This is a genomic window from Pseudophaeobacter sp. 1A16562, assembly GCF_041008785.1.
Taxonomy (GTDB): domain Bacteria; phylum Pseudomonadota; class Alphaproteobacteria; order Rhodobacterales; family Rhodobacteraceae; genus Phycobacter; species Phycobacter gallaeciensis_A.
In genome coordinates this window covers 160,153-178,423 of sequence record NZ_JAXGFT010000007.1, presented here as the reverse complement: position 1 = coordinate 178,423, position 18,271 = coordinate 160,153, and the positions used below count along the sequence as shown (strand labels likewise).

The following is an 18,271-nucleotide window of genomic DNA, read 5'->3' as shown; positions in this document are numbered from 1 at the left end:
CGCCATGTTCGATCTTGGGTGGACCGAACTCATGGTGGTCGGGATCGTTGCGCTGATCGTGGTCGGTCCCAAGGATCTGCCCGTGCTGTTCCGCAACGTCGGCCGCTTCGTGGGCAAGGCCAAGGGCATGGCCCGTGAATTCAGCCGCGCGATGAATGACGCCGCCGATGAGGCGGGCGTCAAGGATATGGCGCAGGGGCTGAAGGCAGCGACCAATCCAGTTGGCACGGCCATGGACGGTGTCAAAGAGGCGGCGCAGGATATGGCCAAATCGATTGACCCGACCAAATTCGATCCGGACAGCGAAACCGGAAAGCTGGCCGCCGAACGCGCCGCCGATGCCAAGAAGATCCAGGAGGCCACCGCCCGCGCCGCATCTGACCGCCAGGCTCGTGAGGCCGAAGAGGCCGCAGCGGCAGCGGAAGCGGCCAAGGCAGGTGCCGGGGAGCCGGATCAAGACAAAGAGACCAAATCATGAGTCAAACGGATGATATCGAGGACTCCACGGCGCCGCTGATCGAGCATCTGGCAGAGCTGCGCACCCGCCTGATCCGGGCGGTGGGGGCCTTTATCGTCGGGATCGTGCTGGCCTTTACCGTGGCCGAACCGATCCTGCAGTTCCTGCTGGGGCCGATCGAGGCCACCCTGCGCGAGCTGGGCGACCCGTCGCCGACGCTGCAATATACCAGCCCGCAGGAATACCTGTTCACGCTGTTCCGGATCTCGATGGTCTTCGGCTTTGCCTTGTCCTTTCCGGTGATCGGCTTCCAATTGTGGCGGTTCGTGGCACCCGGCCTTTACAAGACCGAGAAGAACGCCTTTTTGCCGTTCCTGATCGCGGCGCCGGTGATGTTCCTTCTGGGCGCATCATTTGCGCATTTCGTCGTCACCCCGCTGGCGATGGCCTTTTTCCTTGGCTTTGCGGATGTGTCGTCGATCTTTGCCAACTTGCTCTCAGGTGCGGTTGACGAGCTGCCGACGGATGCTGCGGTGGTGCCGGAAACGGCTGACGGCGTGCGCATCACCTTCTTTGGTAAGGTGAACGAGTCGCTGGACATCACGCTGAAGTTCATCATGGCCTTTGGCCTGTGTTTCCAGCTGCCGGTTCTGCTGACGCTGATGGGCAAGGCCGGTCTGGTCAGCGCCGAAGGTCTGGGATCGGTGCGCAAATACGCAGTCGTGGCCATTCTGGTGCTGGCTGCGCTGGTGACGCCGCCGGATGTGATCACCCAGCTGATCCTGTTCACGGTTGTCTATGGGCTTTACGAGATTTCGATCTTCCTGGTCAGCCGGGTCGAGAAGAAACGCGAAGAAAAGCTTCGCGAAGAGGGCTATTACGATGATGAGGATGAAGAGGATCCTCTGATGGCCGAATTCGACGAAGACGACGACAAGTGATCAACTGACAGAACATCAAGGCGCGCCCTCCGGGGCGCGTCTTTTTCTATGCGCGGGTGAAATTTTGCGGATATGCTGACGCAGTGCTGCATGGGGAAGGGAGGCCCTTTTGCTCGACTACAGTCATAACAGCCAGTTTGTTCTGGCATCTTTGGCCATTGCTTTGATCGCGGGGTTTTCCGGCCTGTCACTGACGCAGGGCGCCTCGCAGATGTCGGTGCCGGTGCGCAAGATCGTGGTCTCGGCGGCGTCGGTGATCCTGGGCAGCGGCATCTGGTCGATGCATTTCGTGGCCATGCTGGGGCTGGAGCTTCCGGTGGCCTATTACTTCGATCCGCTAGTGACGCTGATTTCGGCCCTGACGGCGATCCTGTTCATGGGGCTGGCGCTGCTGATCGTGCATTTCGGCACCCGGACACGAGGCAAGATCATGCTGGCCGGGGTCATCATGGGCAGCGGCATCGCGGCGATGCATTACATCGGCATGTCGGGGATGGAACTGTGCGTGCCAAGCTATACCCCGGCGCAGATCGCCATGGCTTTTGCCGCCTCCATCGCGCTCAGTATGGCGTCGTTTCAGGTCTCCTATGGCCACCGCAGCGCCCGCAATATCGTGCTGGGCACCTTTGGCTTTGGCATCGCCGTTTTTGCCGTGCATTTCATCGCCATGGCGGGCACGGGTTTCACCCAATCTGCCGAATACACCACCTTTGTGCCACCGATGAGCCGGGGCGTGCTGGCTTTTGGGGTCACTCTGTCGGCCTTTGTGCTCTCGGGCAGTTTCCTGCTCAGTGGCGCCACCTTTGCCACCCGGCTGAGCGGGGAGGGAACGGCACAGACCGGGCAGGCTGACGTGCAGCCGCCTGTGGCTGAGGAAATCGATCCGGCGGCGACCGGGCCAGAAGCGGAGGTCGCCGAGATCCCGCAGGAGGCGCGTATACCTTACGAATCCGATGCGCGCACCCATTTCATCAGCCCGGACAGCGTGTCGGCCATCCGCGCCGAAGGTCACTACACCGTGCTCTACAGCGGCGAGGCGAAGCTATTCTGTCCCTGGTCAATCTCAGAGGCCGAAACCCGCACCGCCACCGGCAGTTTCATCCGCACCCACCGCAGCTATCTGGTGAATCTGGCGCATGTCACCAGTTTCGAGCGCAAGAAGGACAACGGCGTGTGTTACTTCGATGAAACCCCTGCGCTGCCCAAGGTGCCTGTCAGCCGCTCCCGCCTGAGCGAGGTGCGGGCAAAGCTGGGCATGTAGCGGAGGGCAGGGCAGGGCGCCTGCGGTTCTGCCTGCATCCTCCAGCCCCCCTCCAACCCCCGGACGGGTCTGGCGGCTTTTCATTGGCTGACTTTTGGGCCCGGAACCATTGGGCGTCACAGCGCAGCCCAACACCTCCCTATCTGACACTCCCGAATGGGCCGTGACGGGGCTCTGCTTATTGCGCCGGACATCTGCGATTTGCCGCCGCGACTCGTGCTGCATGTTCTGGTTGTGCCTGGCGGCGAAATTCCATGTCTGACGGGGCTTTCGCAACTCGTGCAGCCCATTCGCATTTCGTGAACGCAACCTCGGCGGTCGTTCCCGCAGCCTCGCCCCAGGGCGGCAGCGGCGCCTTTACTATCCGCAATCCGGAATTCAGGGAGGAAACGGATGATACCCTCAGAGTTTGAATACCACCGGCCGGGCAGTATCGACGCGGCCCTGGCGGTACTGGAAGAACACGGCGATGACGCCCGTGTCATGGCGGGCGGCCACAGCCTCATTCCGATGATGAAGCTGCGCATGGCGGATGTGCCGCATCTGATCGACCTGCAGTCTATTGCCGAGCTGAAGGGCATCTCGGTCGAGGGTGGCACCGTCACCATAGGCGCGATGACCACCCAGCACGAGCTGATCACGAATGACGCGCTGGCAGCCGCTGCTCCGATCATGCGCGAAGCCGCGCTGCTGATCGCCGATCCGCAGGTGCGCTACATGGGTACCATCGGCGGCAACGTGGCCAATGGCGATCCCGGCAACGACATGCCGGGGCTGATGCAGTGCCTGGATGCAACCTTCACCCTGCACGGGCCGGATGGCACCCGCGCGGTTCAGGCGCGCGACTTTTACGAGGCCGCCTATATGACCGACCGCGAGGATGACGAGATCCTGACCGAGATTTTCTTTGCCGTGCCAAAGGGCGGGCAGGCCTATGAAAAGCAAAAGCGCAAGATTGGCGATTACGCCACGGCGGCTGCGGCCGTGATCCTGGAAAAGGCGGACGGCAAGGTCGCTTCCGCTTCGATTGCAATGACCAACCTCAGCGACACGCCGGTTTTTTCGGCGGATGCGGCGGCGGCCCTGATTGGCACCGATTGCGGCGCCGATGCCATGGCAGATGCAGTCACGGCCATGCTGGGCGACATCGACCCGACCGAGGACAACCGCGGACCGGTCGAGTTCAAGAAACACGTGGCTGGCGTCATCCTGCGCCGGGCCATCGAACGCGCCTGGTCGCGGGCCTGAGGGAGGACACCATGGGAAAACAAATCATCACCCTGACGGTGAACGGCGAAAAGCACGAGGTCGCCGCCGAGCCGCGCGAACTTCTGGTGCACACCCTGCGCGAGAGGCTGAACCTCACTGGCCCGCATGTGGGCTGTGAAACCTCGCATTGCGGTGCCTGCACCGTGGATATCGACGGCAAGTCGGTGAAATCCTGCACCATGTTCGCAGCACAAGCCGATGGCGCCGAGATCACCACCATCGAAGGCATCGCAAGCCCCGATGGCATGCACATCCTGCAGGAAATGTTCCGCGAACATCACGGGCTTCAGTGCGGTTTCTGCACCCCCGGCATGATCACGCGGGCCTATCGTCTGCTTCAGGAAAACCCCAACCCAACCGAGGAAGAGGTCCGTTTCGGCATCGCAGGCAACCTTTGCCGCTGCACCGGCTATCAGAACATCGTCAAGGCGATCCTCGCCGCTGCGGCCGAACTCAACGCATCCAAGGAGGCCGCACAATGAAGGATCTGGAGGACCGTCAAGAACGGATCGACAATCTCAAGGGCATGGGCTGCTCGCGCAAGCGGGTCGAGGATGCCCGGTTCACCCAGGGCAAGGGCAACTACGTCGATGACGTCAATCTGCCGGGCATGCTGCACGGGGATTTCGTGCGCTCGCCCTATGCCCATGCGCGGGTGAAATCGATCAATATCGATGCCGCCATGGCGCTGGATGGCGTGGTTGCGGTGCTGACCGCCAAGGATCTTGAACCGCTGGCCCTGCACTGGATGCCCACCCTTGCGGGCGACAAGCAGATGGTGCTGGCCGATGGCAAGGTGCTGTTCCAAGGGCAGGAGGTCGCATTCGTCGTCGCCAAGGACCGCTATATCGCCGCCGACGCCGTAGAGCTGGTCGAGGTGGAATACGAAGAACTTCCGGTTCTGGTGGACCCCTTTGAGGCGCTGCAATCCGATGTCGTCCTGCGCGAAGACATCAAGGACGAAAAAGAGGGCGCCCATGGCCCCCGCCGCCATCACAACCACATCTTCCTCTGGGAAGAGGGCGACAAGGAGGCCACCGAGCAGGCGATCGACGAGGCCGAAGTGGTCGCCGAAGAGATGGTCTATTACCACCGCACCCACCCGTGCCCGCTGGAGCCCTGCGGCTCGGTCGCCAGCATGGACAAGATCAACGGCAAACTGACCCTCTGGGGCACCTTCCAGGCGCCGCATGTGGTGCGCACCGTGGCCTCGATCCTGTCGGGTATCGAGGAACACAACATCCGCGTGATCTCGCCCGATATTGGCGGTGGCTTCGGCAACAAGGTCGGCGTCTATCCGGGCTATGTCTGCTCTATCGTTGCGACCATCGTCACCGGCCAGCCGGTGAAGTGGATCGAGGACCGGATGGAAAACCTGATGGCCACCGCCTTTGCCCGCGATTACTGGATGAAGGGCAAGATCAGCGCCACGAAGAAGGGCAAGATCACCGGGCTGCACTGCCATGTGACCGCCGACCACGGCGCGTTCGATGCCTGCGCCGACCCGACCAAATTCCCGGCTGGTTTCTTCCACATCTGCACCGGATCTTATGACATTCCGGTCGCCTATGTGGGCGTTGATGGCGTCTATACCAACAAGGCGCCGGGAGGCGTGGCCTATCGCTGCTCCTTCCGGGTGACGGAGGCTGCATATTTCATTGAACGCATGATCGAAGTCCTGGCGATGGAATTGAACATGGACGCAGCCGAACTGCGCCGCATCAACTTCATCAAGGCCGATCAGTTCCCCTATCAGTCCGCGCTGGGTTGGGAATATGACTCGGGCGATTACCACACCGCCTGGGACAAGGCGCTGGCCGCTGTAGGTTATGACGATCTGCGCGCCGAGCAAGCGCAGCGGGTGGAGGACTTCAAGGCCGGAAAGACGCGCAAGCTTCTGGGCATTGGTCTGACGCACTTTACCGAGATAGTCGGCGCGGGTCCGGTGAAGAACTGCGATATCCTTGGCATGGGGATGTTTGATAGCTGCGAGATCCGCATTCACCCAACCGGCTCGGCCATCGCGCGCCTTGGCACCATCAGCCAGGGGCAGGGTCATGCGACCACCTTCGCGCAGATCCTTGCGTCTGAAATCGGTCTCTCGGCTGACAGCATCACCATCGAGGAAGGCGACACCGACACCGCGCCTTACGGTCTGGGCACCTACGGCTCGCGCTCCACACCCGTTGCCGGTGCTGCCACTGCCATGGCGGGGCGCAAGATCCGCGCCAAGGCGCAGATGATCGCGGCTTACCTCTTGGAGGTGCATGACAACGATCTGGAATGGGACGTGGACCGGTTCTTGGTCAAGGGCGCGCCCGAGCGGTTCAAGACCATGAAGGACATCGCCTATGCCGCCTACAACCAGGCCATCCCGGGCGTTGAGCCGGGGCTTGAGGCGGTGAGCTATTATGATCCGCCAAACATGACCTATCCCTTTGGCGCCTATATCTGCGTCATGGAGGTGGACGTTGACACCGGTGAGCATGAAATCCGCCAGTTCTACGCGCTGGACGATTGCGGCACCCGGATCAACCCGATGGTCATCGAAGGGCAGGTGCATGGGGGCCTCACAGAGGCGCTCGCCATCGCCATGGGGCAAGAGATCGCCTATGACGATATGGGCAACTGCAAGACCGGCACGCTGATGGATTTCTTCATCCCGACTGCCGTTGAGACGCCGCATTACACCACCGATCACACCGAAACCCCCAGCCCGCATCACCCGATCGGCGCCAAGGGGGTGGGCGAAAGCCCCAACGTCGGCGGTGTTCCGGCCTTCTCCAACGCGGTGCATGACGCCTTCCGTGCCTTTGGTCTTCGCCAAAGCCACATGCCCCACGATCACTGGCGGATCTGGAAGATCGCGAGCGATCTGGGCCTGCACGGATAAAGGGAGAACGGGGGGCCGTTTCGGCGGCCCTCCTGTTGCAATCATGACCTATCTCGACCTTCAGAAAGACCTTGGTGCCCAGGGCTATGTCGCCTCCGATGATCTGGCGATGGCGCTGCATCTGGCGGTGACACTGGGCCGCCCGCTGCTCCTGGAAGGGGCTGCCGGTGTCGGCAAGACCGAGGTCGCCCGCGCCCTGGCCACCGCCCGCGACACCCGGCTGATCCGGCTACAGTGCTATGAAGGGCTGGATGCCGCACAGGCGATCTATGAATGGAATTACCAGCGTCAGCTGCTGGCGATCCAGGCCTCCGGCAAGACAGGCAAGGAGGCCGAGGCGCAGATCTTCTCCGAAGACTACCTGCTCGAACGCCCGCTGTTGCAGGCGATCCGCCAGGACATTCCCCCGGTGCTGCTGATTGACGAAATCGACCGCGCCGATGAGGAATTCGAGGCTTACCTGTTGGAGGTGCTCGCCGATTTCCAGATCACCGTGCCGGAGCTTGGCACCATCACGGCCAAAAGCCGCCCGTTGGTGATCCTGACGGCCAATGGCACCCGCGATCTGTCGGACGCGCTGCGGCGGCGTTGTCTGTACGCGCATGTGGATTATCCCGACCGCAAGACCGAACTCGCCATTCTGGACGCCCGCTGTCCGGGTCTTAGCGCCCAGTTGGCGGGGCAGATCGTCGGCTTTGTGCAGGACCTGCGCAAGGAAGATCTGGTGAAGAAACCCGGCGTGGCCGAGATGCTGGATTTCGCAGCCGCCCTTGCTGGGCTTGGGGTTGGTGACCTCACCGAAGACCCAGCCGCCCTGATGGCGGCCATGGCAACCTTGCTGAAAACCGAGGCCGACCGCAGCGCGGTTCCGGCAGAGGTCGCCCAGCGGCTTGCGGGGCGCGCCGCATGAGCCGGGTCACCAAATTTGCGGGCCGCGATCCCGGTCCGGCTGCGCGGGTTGCGGGCTTCATGGCGCATCTGCGTGCCCATGGCTTTGCGCTGGGCGTGGCCGAAACCGGCACCGCGCTGGCGGCCCTCGGTGCGGTAGAGGCGGCAAACCCGGCACAGGCCCGCGCCGCCCTGCGTGCCGTCTGCGCAGGCCGCGCCGAGGATGTGGAACGCTTTGATGCGCTCTTTGACAGTTTCTGGATGGATGCGGGCCGCGTGCGGCAGAAGACCGTGTCCACCGACAAGACACACAAGAATGAGGACATGCGCTCCTCCCGCAAGGACGCGGGCGAGACAGAGACAGAGGGTGCAGGCACAATCCACGCCCCCGGCGGCAGCGGCGGTGGCGAGGCGGAAAGCGACGGCTTGGGGCGGCTGGTCGCCTCGGATGTGAAGAACCTGATGAAGAAGGATCTGCGCGATCTTGTGGATCCTGAAGACATCCGCAGGGCCGAAGCGGTTGCCCTGCGGCTGGGGCAGGCCTTGCGTGACAAACGCTCCCGCAGGCGCAAGGCGGCGCGGCGGGGCAGGGCGGTGGATTTCCGCCGCACCATCCGCAAGGCGGTGGCCACCGGTGGCGTGCCCCTCAGGCTGGCCCGGCGCACCCGTCCCGACCGCCCCGTGAAGATCGTTGCCCTGTGTGACATGTCTGGCTCGATGCTCGTCTATGCGCGCCCCTTTCTGGCCTTTCTGGCGGGGCTGATGCGGGCCGATGCAAATGCAGACGCCTATCTCTTTCACACCCGTCTTGTGCGCATTGCCGAGGCTTTGCGCGAAGAGGACCCGATGCGCGCGCTCAACCGGGTGACGCTGATGGCCGAGGGCATCGGCGGCGGCAGCTGCATCGGCGGCGCGCTGGAACATTTCGCGGCGACCTATGCACGCCGGTTCGTGGATGGGCGATCAGTGGTGATCATCCTGTCGGATGGCTACGACAGCGACCCGCCCGAACACATCGCATCGGCGCTGGAGGCGCTGAAGCGGCGTGGCTGCCGGATCGTCTGGCTCAACCCGCTGAAGGGCTGGAAGGGCTACGAGCCGATTGCGCGCGGCATGGCGGCAGCACTGCCGTATTTGGATCTGTTCGATGCGGCCAACACGCTGGAGGCACTGGCCAGCCTCGATCAAAAACTGGGGGCGATATGAGTTTCATCATGGCAGGACATTCATCACTGGGACCACGCCTGGAACAGGATCTGGCCCGCGAAACCGAGGCACGGCGCAGCGCCGGCGAACCCTTTGCCATGGCGACCGTGGTGCGGACCGTGGCGGCGACCTCGGCCAAGCCGGGCGCCAAGGCGCTGATAGATGCGCGGGGCGAGATCGTCGTCGGTTTCTTAGGCGGGGGCTGCGTGCGCGGCGCCGTGGGCCGCGCCGCGCGCGAGGCAATCGAGAGTGGCGCGCCGCAGCTTCTGTCGATTGGACCGGAAGAATTGCTCGCAGAGGCGGGCGTCAGCGCAGGCGAGGAACGCGACGGCATCAAATACGCCCGGAACGGCTGCCCCAGTAAGGGTGTGCTGGACATTTTCGTGGAACCCGTGCTGCCGCTGCCTGCGTTGGTGGTCTGCGGCTCCGGCCCGGTGGCGCAGGCGCTGGTGGAGCTGTCGGCGCGGTTCGAATTCGACCGCACATTATGCCTGCCGGGGCCGCAGGATGTGGACCTGCCCATGCCCGACCGGGTGGTGGAGCATTTCGACGAACACCCAATCTGGGACAGCGCGCCCTTTGTGGTGGTCGCAACCCAGGGGCGCGGGGACGAGGCGGCGCTCCGCCAGGCGCTCATGCAAAAGGCGCGCTATATCGGCTTTGTTGGTAGCCGCCGCAAGTTTGCCACCCTGTCGCATCGTCTTCAGGACAAGGGTGTGTCGCCTGAGGCTCTTGCCAGCGTAAAGGCGCCCGCAGGCGTTGATATCCACGCCATCACCCCGGATGAGATCGCGCTGTCGATCCTTGCCGAACTAGTGCAACGCCGCCGGGCGCTTCAGCGCGGGGAGGCAGCAGATGCGTGATCTGATCCGCAGCCTATGGTGGCGTATTTTCCCCGAATTGAGTGATGCGCAGGCCAAGGTTCTGGCCTCCGTCAAATTCCCCTGTTGCTAGAAGGAAAACGAGCATGGAACTGAGCGACGAAATCTTCATCAACGCCCCGCGAGACGAGGTTTACGCGGCCCTCAACGACCCGGAGGTACTGCAAAAGGCGATCCCCGGCTGCGAGGAGCTGATCAAACATTCCGACACCGAGCTGGAAGCCAAGGTGGTGCTGAAAATCGGCCCGGTGAAGGCGAAGTTCTCAGGGCAAGTGACCCTCTCTCCCGATGCCCCGCCCGAGCGGTTCTCACTGACAGGTCAGGGCAATGGCGGCGCGGCGGGCTTTGCCAAGGGCGGTGCCGAGGTGGTGCTGACCGAACAGGATGGCGGCACCCTGCTGACCTATACCGCCAAGGCCGATATCGGCGGCAAGCTGGCACAGCTCGGCAGTCGCCTGATTCAGAGCACGGCCAAGAAGCTGGCTGCCAAGTTCTTCAAGAGTTTTTCCGAGGAAATGGAAAAAGCCGAGGCGGCCTGAAACACCGGTTGTCCGGCAAGAGGCAGGGCGAGCAAGAGGTAGAGTGCCAGCAGGTAAGTAGCCCGACATGGGCACCAGAACCGAGAGAAGAGAGGGGGCGGCGCGCATGTGTCGCCCCCTTTGCTGCGCCGCTCCCCGGCAAAGCATCTTGTTGCTAGGGTCGGAACATGGTTTGTCATGCGCAACAAAATGACGGAGGACCCGATGAACGAGGATGCATTGACGCGCATTGCCGAGGCTTTGGAGCGGATGTCGCCCGCACCGCTGGCGGCCCCTGATTTCGATGCGGCTCCGGCCTTTGTCTGGCACGTGGCACCGGACCGTCTGGCGCCGGTCGAAACGGTGAACCGCGTCGATCTGGATCTTCTGGTGGGGATCAACCGTTCGCGCGATACGCTGCTGGAAAACACTCGCCGTTTCGCCGAAGGGTCCGCCGCCAACAACGCCTTGTTGTGGGGCGCGCGGGGCATGGGGAAATCAAGCCTTGTCAAAGCGATACACGGCAGCCTTGTTGCGGAACACCCGGATCTGAAACTGGTGGAACTGCAGCGCGAGGATCTGCCCTCGGTGGCGCGGCTGTTGAACCATCTGCGCGGCTCCTCGAAACGTTTTGTGCTGTTCTGCGATGATCTGTCGTTCAGCCATGATGACCAGCACTACAAAAGCCTGAAGGCTGTGCTGGATGGCGGTATCGAAGGGCGCCCGGAGAATGTGGTGTTCTACGCCACCTCGAACCGGCGTCACCTGATGCCGCGCGACATGATCGAAAACGAACGCTCCAGCGCCATCAACCCCTCCGAAGCGGTGGAGGAAAAGGTCTCGCTCAGCGACCGGTTCGGACTGTGGTTGGGCTTCCACCCGTGTGATCAGGATGAATACTTGGAGATGATCGAAGGCTACTGCACCGCCTACGGTGTTACCGCCGATCCCGAGGTGATCCGCGCCGAAGCCATCGAATGGCAGGCGACGCGCGGGGCGCGCTCGGGGCGGGTGGCCTGGCAGTATTTCACCGATCTGGCCGGGCGTCATGGCGTCACGCTGAGCTGAGCCGTGGCAGAGGCGCAGGCAGAGTTTTCCGCCGGGTGCCTGTGCGGCGCGGTACGTATCACCGCGCGGGGCAGGCCGCGCCGGGTGGGGATCTGCCATTGCCTTGATTGCCGCAAACACCACGGCGCGCTGTTCTATGCAGCCGCCGTGTTTCCTGAAGAAGCGGTGTCTGTCAACGGAGAGACCGGCGCCTATGAGGGGCGCCATTTCTGCCCGCGCTGCGGCTCATCTGTCTTTGCCCGCACGGATGATGAGATTGAGCTGCATCTCGGCGCGCTGGACGCGCCAGACCAACTGGTGCCGGAGTATGAGCTCTGGACCCGGCGCCGGGAAAGCTGGCTGCCTGAGTTTGCGCAGATGCAGCACTTCGCGGGTAACCGGGAGGGCGGTCAGTCCGACGAAGACTGACCGCGCAGGGGCTGACGCCGCGGGACAAGAGTCAGTTCAGATAGGGCAGCGGATCCAGGCTTTCATAGCCATTGCGGACCTCGAAATGCAGGAAGGCATCGTCGCCATCGCGCAGTTTGGCAATGGGCTGGCCACGGGTGACCTTGTCGCCCTTCTTCACCGAGATATCCGTGACATTCACATAAAGCGTCAGCAGCTTGTTGGAGTGACGCACCACGATGATCGGGATGTTCTTTGAATCCTTGGTGATCGCGGCGACGGTACCGGCATCTGCAGCCATGACCGCAGCGCCCGGCGCCCCGGCGATATCGATGCCTTCGTTGCGCCCTTTGGAATAGGTCGAGATGATCTTGCCCTGCAGGGGATAGGCCATGGCGGCGTCATTCTTGCGCGTCGGCTCCGGCACCTCGACCTTGGGCAGCGGGGCGACCTCTTCCGCAGCCGGGGCGATATCCTCATCCGGTAGCGGTTTGGTGGCGCTCGGCGGTGTTGGCGTGGCGCTGCCTGCGCCGGGCAGGGTGGTTTCTGCGGCAGGCTGTGTCGGCGCGCTCTGATCCTTCAGCGGGATCAGCAGATACTGACCTTCGCGGATGGAGAAATCACTGCCCAGACCGTTCCATTCGGCCAGCGCCTTGACCGGCACCTGATAGAGGCGCGAGATCGTATAGGCGGTTTCACCGCGCACCACCTTGTGACGCACCGGCTCGGGGCCGTCCTGCACCTCGGTCGGGGCCGGGCGGGGCGTCGGTTTCAGCTCGGTCGTGGTGACCGATCCGGGGTTGGGCGATGTTTCGGGGGCCTGGTCGATGGCCTGTCCAGCCAGCGAGGCGATGTCGACGCCGCCGGGCTGGGCGGTTCCTGCCGTTACCGGCGCATCGGGCGCGCGGCGCGGCAAGGCCAGAACCTCGCCCTTGCGCAGGGTATCGCCGGGCTGCATGCCGTTGAAGCGTGCCACTTCACCGCTGGGCAGGCCGATCCGGGTTGCCACATCAGCCACCGTATCGCCGCGCTGGGCGACGGCCACTTGATAGGAGGGATAGGTGATCAACCCGCGCGCATCCGGAGCCGGGCGGTCGCTGGTGGCGCTTTTGGCTGCTGAAGTGGTGTTGAAGGCGCCGATCTGCCCCCTCAGGTCATAATCCAGCGGCCCATCACAGGCGGCAAGTAGGGCAGCGACTGGCAATATCGCCAGGGTCTTTGCCACGCGTCGGGACAGGATGGGGGCGTTCTGTGTCATCTCGCTCTCCTCGGAACACGTCATTTGGAGCTGGCGCCCGTGCCGGTTCGGATCAGGAAGCTCCGGGCAGGGCCGCAACGTCGGCGTCTTTTGTTGTTCACTGCGACAGAGCAGGGTCCGGGAAAGGAGACATTGCCCTGATGCGGTGGCTTTTCCCCTATCTACGTGTCTTTTCCCAGGCCCTCAAGAAGGGGCACGAAGCGAACCGGGCGCAATTCGTCATATTCAAGGCCGGTTTCGGACTTGCGCACCCGGATCAGCGTTTGCACCGTGTCCGACTGGCCCACCGGAACGATCATGATGCCACCGGGTTTCAGTTGCGCCAGCAGCGGGCCGGGCGGATCCTCGGCGGCGGCGGTGACGATGATGCGGTCAAACGGCGCCTGATCCGGCAGACCGTGGCTGCCGTCGCCCACCAGCGAGGTGATATTGGGCAGGTGCAGCGCATCAAACAGGGCCCGGGCCTCACGCACCAGCCGGGCGTGGCGGTCGATGGTATAGACCCGGCGCGCCAGTTTCGACAGGATTGCAGCCTGATAACCAGAGCCGGTACCGACCTCCAAAACCGTGTCGCGCGGCGAAATCTGCGCCGCCTGCGTCATCAGTCCAACAACCGACGGCTGCGAAATCGTCTGGCCGCAGGCGATCGGCAGAGGCATGTCCTCATAGGCGCGTTCGGCAAAGATCCCGCGCACAAAAGGGCCACGGTCGATCTGTTCCATGGCCTCAAGGACCTGACTATCGGTGACCCCGCGCGAGCGGAGCGCAAAAAGGAACTGCATCTTGGTTTCAGGATCGGGTGCGGTCATTCCAGAACCTTGAGCGCGTGGAGGGCGTCATGGGCGGTCAGGTCCGCGCGCATAGGGGTGACCGAGATATAGCCGTCCAAATTGACCGAAGCATCGGTGTCCGGCGCGGTGTGCACGTGCTGATCACCGCCCTTGATCCAGACGTAGCGCCGCCCGTTCGGCGATTGCTGCTCCTGGGCGGAAAACCGCGTGCCATGGCGCATACCCTGGGCCACGGCGCGGGCCCCCTTGACGGCGGCGGCGGGCACTGGCGGGAAGTTGATGTTGTAAAACAGCCGGTAGCCTTCGGTGGGCTCCTGCGGGCTGGCCTTCAGAATGTCGCGGATCAGCGCGGCGCCATGTTCGGCAGAGGCTTCGAAAGGATTGTCGAGCTGCGCGTTGTGCGGCCCGAAATACTGCGACAGCGCCATCGCCGGAATGCCCTGCAAGGCTGCTTCCATCGCTCCGCCAAGGGTGCCGGAATAAAGCGCGTTCTCGGCGGAATTGTTGCCGCGGTTGATGCCCGACAGGACCAGATCCGGCATCACATCTTCCATCGCCACGTGCACGCCAGCCAGTACGCAGTCGGCGGGAGAGCCTTCGGTGGCAAAGCGGCGCTCGCCCAGCTGGCTTAGCATCGAGGGGCGGGTGTAGCTGATGCAGTGGCCGACGCCGGATTGCTCGAACGCGGGGGCAACGGTCCAGACTTCCCCATCTGGTCCGGCAACCTCATGCGCAATGGCTTCCAGAACCGTCAGCCCCGGAGCGTTGATCCCGTCGTCGTTGGTAACCAGAATGCGCATCACGTTCCCCTGTCTTGGTCTTGATCTGAATAGGACGTGGGGAATGAGGGGGCAAGTCTTTCACGGAAGGCCTGCGCGCGAAGTGAGGAACGGGGCAAAGGCGCCACAGCTTGCCACAGGCTAGGTCAGGTTTCACCAGCACCCGGGATGGCTCCCGCCTGCTTTGGGTCCATCCTGCGAATGCCTCCGCACAGTTGGGCCGGGCAGGCTGACGCCTGCGGGGCAGGAGGAGCGGACGGGATAAGGCGTAACCACGCCGCGGCGCAGGCGCGGCGCCCGGCCCAACGCCGATCCGTATATCTGTGATATGAGAGAGCGGGGGCGGGAGCCGCGATTTGGCTGGTTCCCGCTGATGCTGTCGCTTAGTCGTCGTTCAGGATCAGGGGCAGCAGGCGCGCGGCCTCATCCTGTACTGGTGTCAGCGCCTCGCGATCTTCACCGGGGAAGAAACGTGCGCGCAGGGCGGTGGGCATCGGCTGCGGCTGCAAGATCTCGACCCGCGGACCAGTTTTGACGCTTTCGGCCTGCCAACTGCGTGCCAGCGCCATCTGCGCGGTCTTGGTTGCGCCATAGGCGCCAAAGAATTTCACGCCACCGCGCGGATCGTCAAAGAATACCGCCCGCCCGGTCTGTCCCAGCAGTGGCGCCACATAGGGGATCAGCACCGAGGTTGCGGTAGCGTTCACCGCAACTGATTTTTCCCAGTCCTTGGGCGCTACAAATGGCGCCGGGCTGAGCGGGGCTGCGTGGATGGCGGTATGCAGCCAAAGGTCCAGCTGGCCCCAACGGTCGTGGATGCCGCGGCAGAGGGTTGCCATGGCCTCGGGGACGGTGATGTCCATCGGCGCCAGCGTGGCGCTGCCGCCCTTGGCCTTGATCCGGTCGTCTAGCTCTTCCAGAGCGCCGGTGGTGCGGGCCACGGCAACGATGTGATGCGTCGGGGCAAGCGCCTCGGCCAGAGCGGCGCCAAGGCCGCGCGATGCGCCGGTGATAAGAGCAAGTTTCTGTGTCATGTCCGCCTTTTGGGCCTGTTGAGGCATCGGGTCAAGGGGCTGATGCGCGGCAGATTAGCTGCCGGGCATGGTCATCTGCACCGTGGTATTGCCGGAGCGGATCAGCAGGCCGCGCTTGTCGATAGCGATGATCTCGGACCGACCGAGGCGCTGCCCGGTGGTCACCTTGCGGGTGCGCCCACCGGGAAACTGCACCAGCGCCGACAGATTGTCTTCGGAGCCGAAAATACCAAGGAGGGCGATGCGGCCCTCGGGGGCCTCTACGTGCTGCGTTGCGGTTGCGGCCACCTGGGCCGGTGTCGATGTACGTGTCTTTGTCATTCGGAGTGTTTGCTTTGCAAGCTTGGTGGAAGTCGTCCGCCCGGATGGCCCAGGCAGCGGGCCAGTCACGGCGGATGGTCGCGTCGTGGTGTCGGGCCGCCCCACGGGGCGGTATCAGGGATCAGGAGTCATAGACGAGAGAGGGCAGGTCGTGGCCATAGGCGTAGAGAAGCTCCAACAGTTCTTCGAGCTGCACGCCAGTCTGCTGCAGCCGGGCCAGGGCGTTGTTGGACTCCGAGACTTGCAGTTCGGGGTATTCGCCTTCAGGGCGCATATGCAGCATGCAGGCCACCGGGGTGCCGCTTTCGGGCGGAATGGCATTGGCAAGCCAGGCCGGGCGGCTGCCCATGCTTTCGGTTTCGCGCATGTCGAACAGGTCGAGATAGGCGTCAAAGTCATCCTCGTTGAGGCTGGCCCATGTGCCCAGCAGGAATTCTGCGCCACGGCTGTCGGCCAGCGGCAGGGCCAGAACGGCGCGCACAAAGCGTAGTTTGCCATAGCGGCAGAAATCCTCGGTCAGCACATCGCCGCGCTCTTCCAGCACCGCGGAGTTGTCCTGTACCACCAGATCATCGGGGCACACGTCTGGCCGGTCGCAACTGAGGCTCAGCAATTGCGCAAAGGTGGCACCGCAACAACGGCACTGGCGCGCAGAGGTCAGCATTCGGGCAAGATGGGCGTCCAAGGAATGGCCTTTCGTGGTCTTCGGGTCGTGGTCTTCGGCTTGTGCCGTCCGGACGGTTGTCCGGAACCATAGGAAAGGGCGCCGATCACACGGATCAGCGCCCTCCCTATATCTGTTCGCGGCTCTCTTACTCTGCTGCGGGCTTCATTTCAAACCCCCGGTCGATCATATCCGACGGGGTGACCGGGTATTCACCCGAGAAGCAGGCGTCGCAGTATTGCGGGCAGGCTTTGTCGCGGCCCTGGAACTGACCGACGGCGCGGTACAGACCATCCAGCGAAATGAACTTGAGACTGTCCACGGCCAGGTGCTCGGCCATCTGTTCCTCGCTCATCGAGGCAGCGAGCAGCTTGTCCCGGTCCGGGGTGTCGACCCCGTAGAAACAGGGCCATGCGGTGGGCGGGGAGGCGATGCGGAAGTGCACCTCCTTGGCGCCGGCATCCAGGATCATCTCTTTGATCTTGCGCGATGTTGTGCCGCGCACCACGGAATCGTCCACCAGGATGACCCGCTTGCCTTCGATCAGGGCGCGGTTGACGTTTAGCTTGAGACGCACACCCATGTTGCGGATCTGTTCGGTCGGCTCGATGAAGGTCCGGCCCATGTACTGGTTGCGGATGATCCCCATCGCATAAGGGATCCCCGATTCCAGCGAATAGCCGATTGCCGCCGGTGTGCCGCTGTCAGGCACCGGGCAGACGAGGTCGGCGTCGACCGGGTTTTCCTTGGCAAGTTCCCGCCCAATCGCCTCGCGGGTTTCATAGACCGAGCGGCCACCGAGAATCGAATCGGGGCGCGAGAAGTAGACATGTTCGAAGATGCAGAACTTCGACGGCTGGGGACGGAAGGGGAAGTGGCTTTGCACACCCTCGTCGTTGATCACCACCATCTCACCCGGTTTGATCTCGCGGATGAACTCGGCACCGATGATATCCAGCGCGCAGGTTTCCGAGCTGAGCGCGTAGCCATCACCAATCTTGCCGAGGACCAGCGGGCGCACGCCCAGCGGGTCGCGCACACCAATCAGCTTGGTGCGGGTCATGGCGACGACGGAAAAGGCGCCTTCGACCTTGCGCAGGGCTTCTTCCATGCGGTCGGGGATCGACCGCCCCATGGAGCGCGCCATCAGATGGATGATGCATTCGCTGTCCGAGGAGCTTTGGAAGATCGAGCCCCGCTCGATCAGCTCGCGGCGCAGGGCGTTGGCATTGGTGATATTGCCGTTGTGGGCAATGGCGGCGCCGCCCATGGCGAATTCGCCAAAGAAGGGCTGCACGTCGCGGATCGCGGTCTGGCCTTTGGAGCCGGCGGTGGAGTAGCGCACGTGGCCGATGGCCAGCGGGCCGGGTACCGTGGCCATCACATCCTGCGAGGTGAAGTTGTCGCGCACATAGCCAAAGCGGCGCACGCTGTTAAAGCCCTCGACAGGATCATGGGAGACGATCCCGCCTGCCTCCTGGCCGCGGTGCTGCAGGGCGTGCAGGCCGAGGGCGACAAAATTGGCGGCGTCCTGAACGCCTACGACGCCAAACACACCGCATTCTTCGCGGAGTTTGTCGTCATCAAAGGGGTGTGCGGGTGGCATCTGCGGCATCGGCAAGGCGTGTGGCTCCGAATCCGGGATTGAGTGATGG

The 18,271-nt window shown here is 63.4% G+C and carries 19 protein-coding genes; 12 read left to right on the top strand and 7 right to left on the bottom strand.

What is annotated here, in order from left to right; all coding sequences use genetic code 11:
• Window positions 1-4 precede the first annotated feature (4 nt).
• The 12 genes from tatB (at window position 5) to SM764_RS11910 (ending at window position 11,790) form a co-directional block, all read left to right on the top strand.
• Entirely contained in the window at window positions 5-478 is a 474-nt protein-coding gene (gene tatB / locus SM764_RS11965) for a Sec-independent protein translocase protein TatB (protein ID WP_274831848.1), read from the top strand.
• Window positions 475-1,398: a twin-arginine translocase subunit TatC gene (tatC, locus tag SM764_RS11960; protein WP_274831849.1), complete on the top strand. Its 924-nt coding sequence runs from the start codon at window positions 475-477 to the stop codon at window positions 1,396-1,398. The genes tatB and tatC overlap by 4 nt, the downstream gene beginning before the upstream one ends.
• A 109-nt stretch (window positions 1,399-1,507) precedes the next feature.
• Window positions 1,508-2,659 (top strand): MHYT domain-containing protein, encoded by a 1,152-nt coding sequence (locus tag SM764_RS11955; protein ID WP_369001875.1) that lies wholly within the window; start codon window positions 1,508-1,510, stop codon window positions 2,657-2,659.
• A 393-nt stretch (window positions 2,660-3,052) separates the two neighbouring features.
• Window positions 3,053-3,907 (top strand): FAD binding domain-containing protein, encoded by an 855-nt coding sequence (locus SM764_RS11950; protein WP_369001874.1) that lies wholly within the window; start codon window positions 3,053-3,055, stop codon window positions 3,905-3,907.
• A gap of 11 nt (window positions 3,908-3,918) precedes the next feature.
• On the top strand, window positions 3,919-4,410 hold the full coding sequence (locus SM764_RS11945) for a (2Fe-2S)-binding protein (protein WP_369001873.1): 492 nt from the start codon (window positions 3,919-3,921) through the stop codon (window positions 4,408-4,410).
• Window positions 4,407-6,821 (top strand): aerobic carbon-monoxide dehydrogenase large subunit, encoded by a 2,415-nt coding sequence (locus SM764_RS11940; protein WP_369001872.1) that lies wholly within the window; start codon window positions 4,407-4,409, stop codon window positions 6,819-6,821. The genes SM764_RS11945 and SM764_RS11940 overlap by 4 nt, the downstream gene beginning before the upstream one ends.
• Window positions 6,822-6,864: 43 nt before the next feature.
• Complete coding sequence (locus SM764_RS11935) at window positions 6,865-7,731, top strand: AAA family ATPase (RefSeq protein ID WP_369001871.1); 867 nt, start codon at window positions 6,865-6,867, stop codon at window positions 7,729-7,731.
• Window positions 7,728-8,915, top strand: coding sequence for a vWA domain-containing protein (locus SM764_RS11930; RefSeq protein ID WP_369001870.1), 1,188 nt, complete (start codon window positions 7,728-7,730; stop codon window positions 8,913-8,915). Before SM764_RS11935 ends, SM764_RS11930 begins: the two co-directional genes overlap by 4 nt.
• An 8-nt stretch (window positions 8,916-8,923) precedes the next feature.
• Window positions 8,924-9,778: an XdhC family protein gene (locus SM764_RS11925; RefSeq protein ID WP_369001869.1), complete on the top strand. Its 855-nt coding sequence runs from the start codon at window positions 8,924-8,926 to the stop codon at window positions 9,776-9,778.
• Between the two features lie 104 nt (window positions 9,779-9,882).
• The gene (locus tag SM764_RS11920) at window positions 9,883-10,335 is read left to right on the top strand and encodes an SRPBCC family protein (RefSeq protein WP_065273159.1); all 453 of its coding nucleotides are present in this window, start codon (window positions 9,883-9,885) and stop codon (window positions 10,333-10,335) included.
• 204 nt (window positions 10,336-10,539) lie between these two features.
• Window positions 10,540-11,382 (top strand): ATP-binding protein, encoded by an 843-nt coding sequence (locus SM764_RS11915; protein ID WP_274831858.1) that lies wholly within the window; start codon window positions 10,540-10,542, stop codon window positions 11,380-11,382.
• A 3-nt stretch (window positions 11,383-11,385) separates the two neighbouring features.
• Entirely contained in the window at window positions 11,386-11,790 is a 405-nt protein-coding gene (locus tag SM764_RS11910; protein ID WP_368947466.1) for a GFA family protein, read from the top strand.
• Between the two features lie 31 nt (window positions 11,791-11,821).
• Here the strand turns inward: SM764_RS11910 and SM764_RS11905 are convergent, their stop codons facing one another.
• The 7 genes from SM764_RS11905 to purF form a co-directional block, all read right to left on the bottom strand.
• A complete protein-coding gene (locus SM764_RS11905) occupies window positions 11,822-13,027 on the bottom strand; it encodes a peptidoglycan DD-metalloendopeptidase family protein (protein WP_347509988.1) in 1,206 nt (401 codons plus the stop codon).
• Window positions 13,028-13,188: 161 nt separating this feature from the next.
• Entirely contained in the window at window positions 13,189-13,836 is a 648-nt protein-coding gene (locus tag SM764_RS11900; RefSeq protein WP_065273163.1) for a protein-L-isoaspartate(D-aspartate) O-methyltransferase, read from the bottom strand.
• The gene (surE, locus tag SM764_RS11895) at window positions 13,833-14,618 is read right to left on the bottom strand and encodes a 5'/3'-nucleotidase SurE (protein ID WP_065273164.1); all 786 of its coding nucleotides are present in this window, start codon (window positions 14,616-14,618) and stop codon (window positions 13,833-13,835) included. The genes SM764_RS11900 and surE overlap by 4 nt, the downstream gene beginning before the upstream one ends.
• 362 nt (window positions 14,619-14,980) lie before the next feature.
• Window positions 14,981-15,631, bottom strand: a complete 651-nt coding sequence (locus tag SM764_RS11890; protein WP_369001868.1) for an SDR family NAD(P)-dependent oxidoreductase — start codon at window positions 15,629-15,631, stop codon at window positions 14,981-14,983.
• Between the two features lie 54 nt (window positions 15,632-15,685).
• Window positions 15,686-15,952: a hypothetical protein gene (locus tag SM764_RS11885; protein WP_065273165.1), complete on the bottom strand. Its 267-nt coding sequence runs from the start codon at window positions 15,950-15,952 to the stop codon at window positions 15,686-15,688.
• Window positions 15,953-16,073: 121 nt separating this feature from the next.
• On the bottom strand, window positions 16,074-16,616 hold the full coding sequence (locus SM764_RS11880) for a DUF2199 domain-containing protein (protein ID WP_274828742.1): 543 nt from the start codon (window positions 16,614-16,616) through the stop codon (window positions 16,074-16,076).
• A gap of 148 nt (window positions 16,617-16,764) precedes the next feature.
• A complete protein-coding gene (purF, locus tag SM764_RS11875) occupies window positions 16,765-18,222 on the bottom strand; it encodes an amidophosphoribosyltransferase (protein ID WP_370570395.1) in 1,458 nt (485 codons plus the stop codon).
• Between the last annotated feature and the right edge of the window lie 49 nt (window positions 18,223-18,271).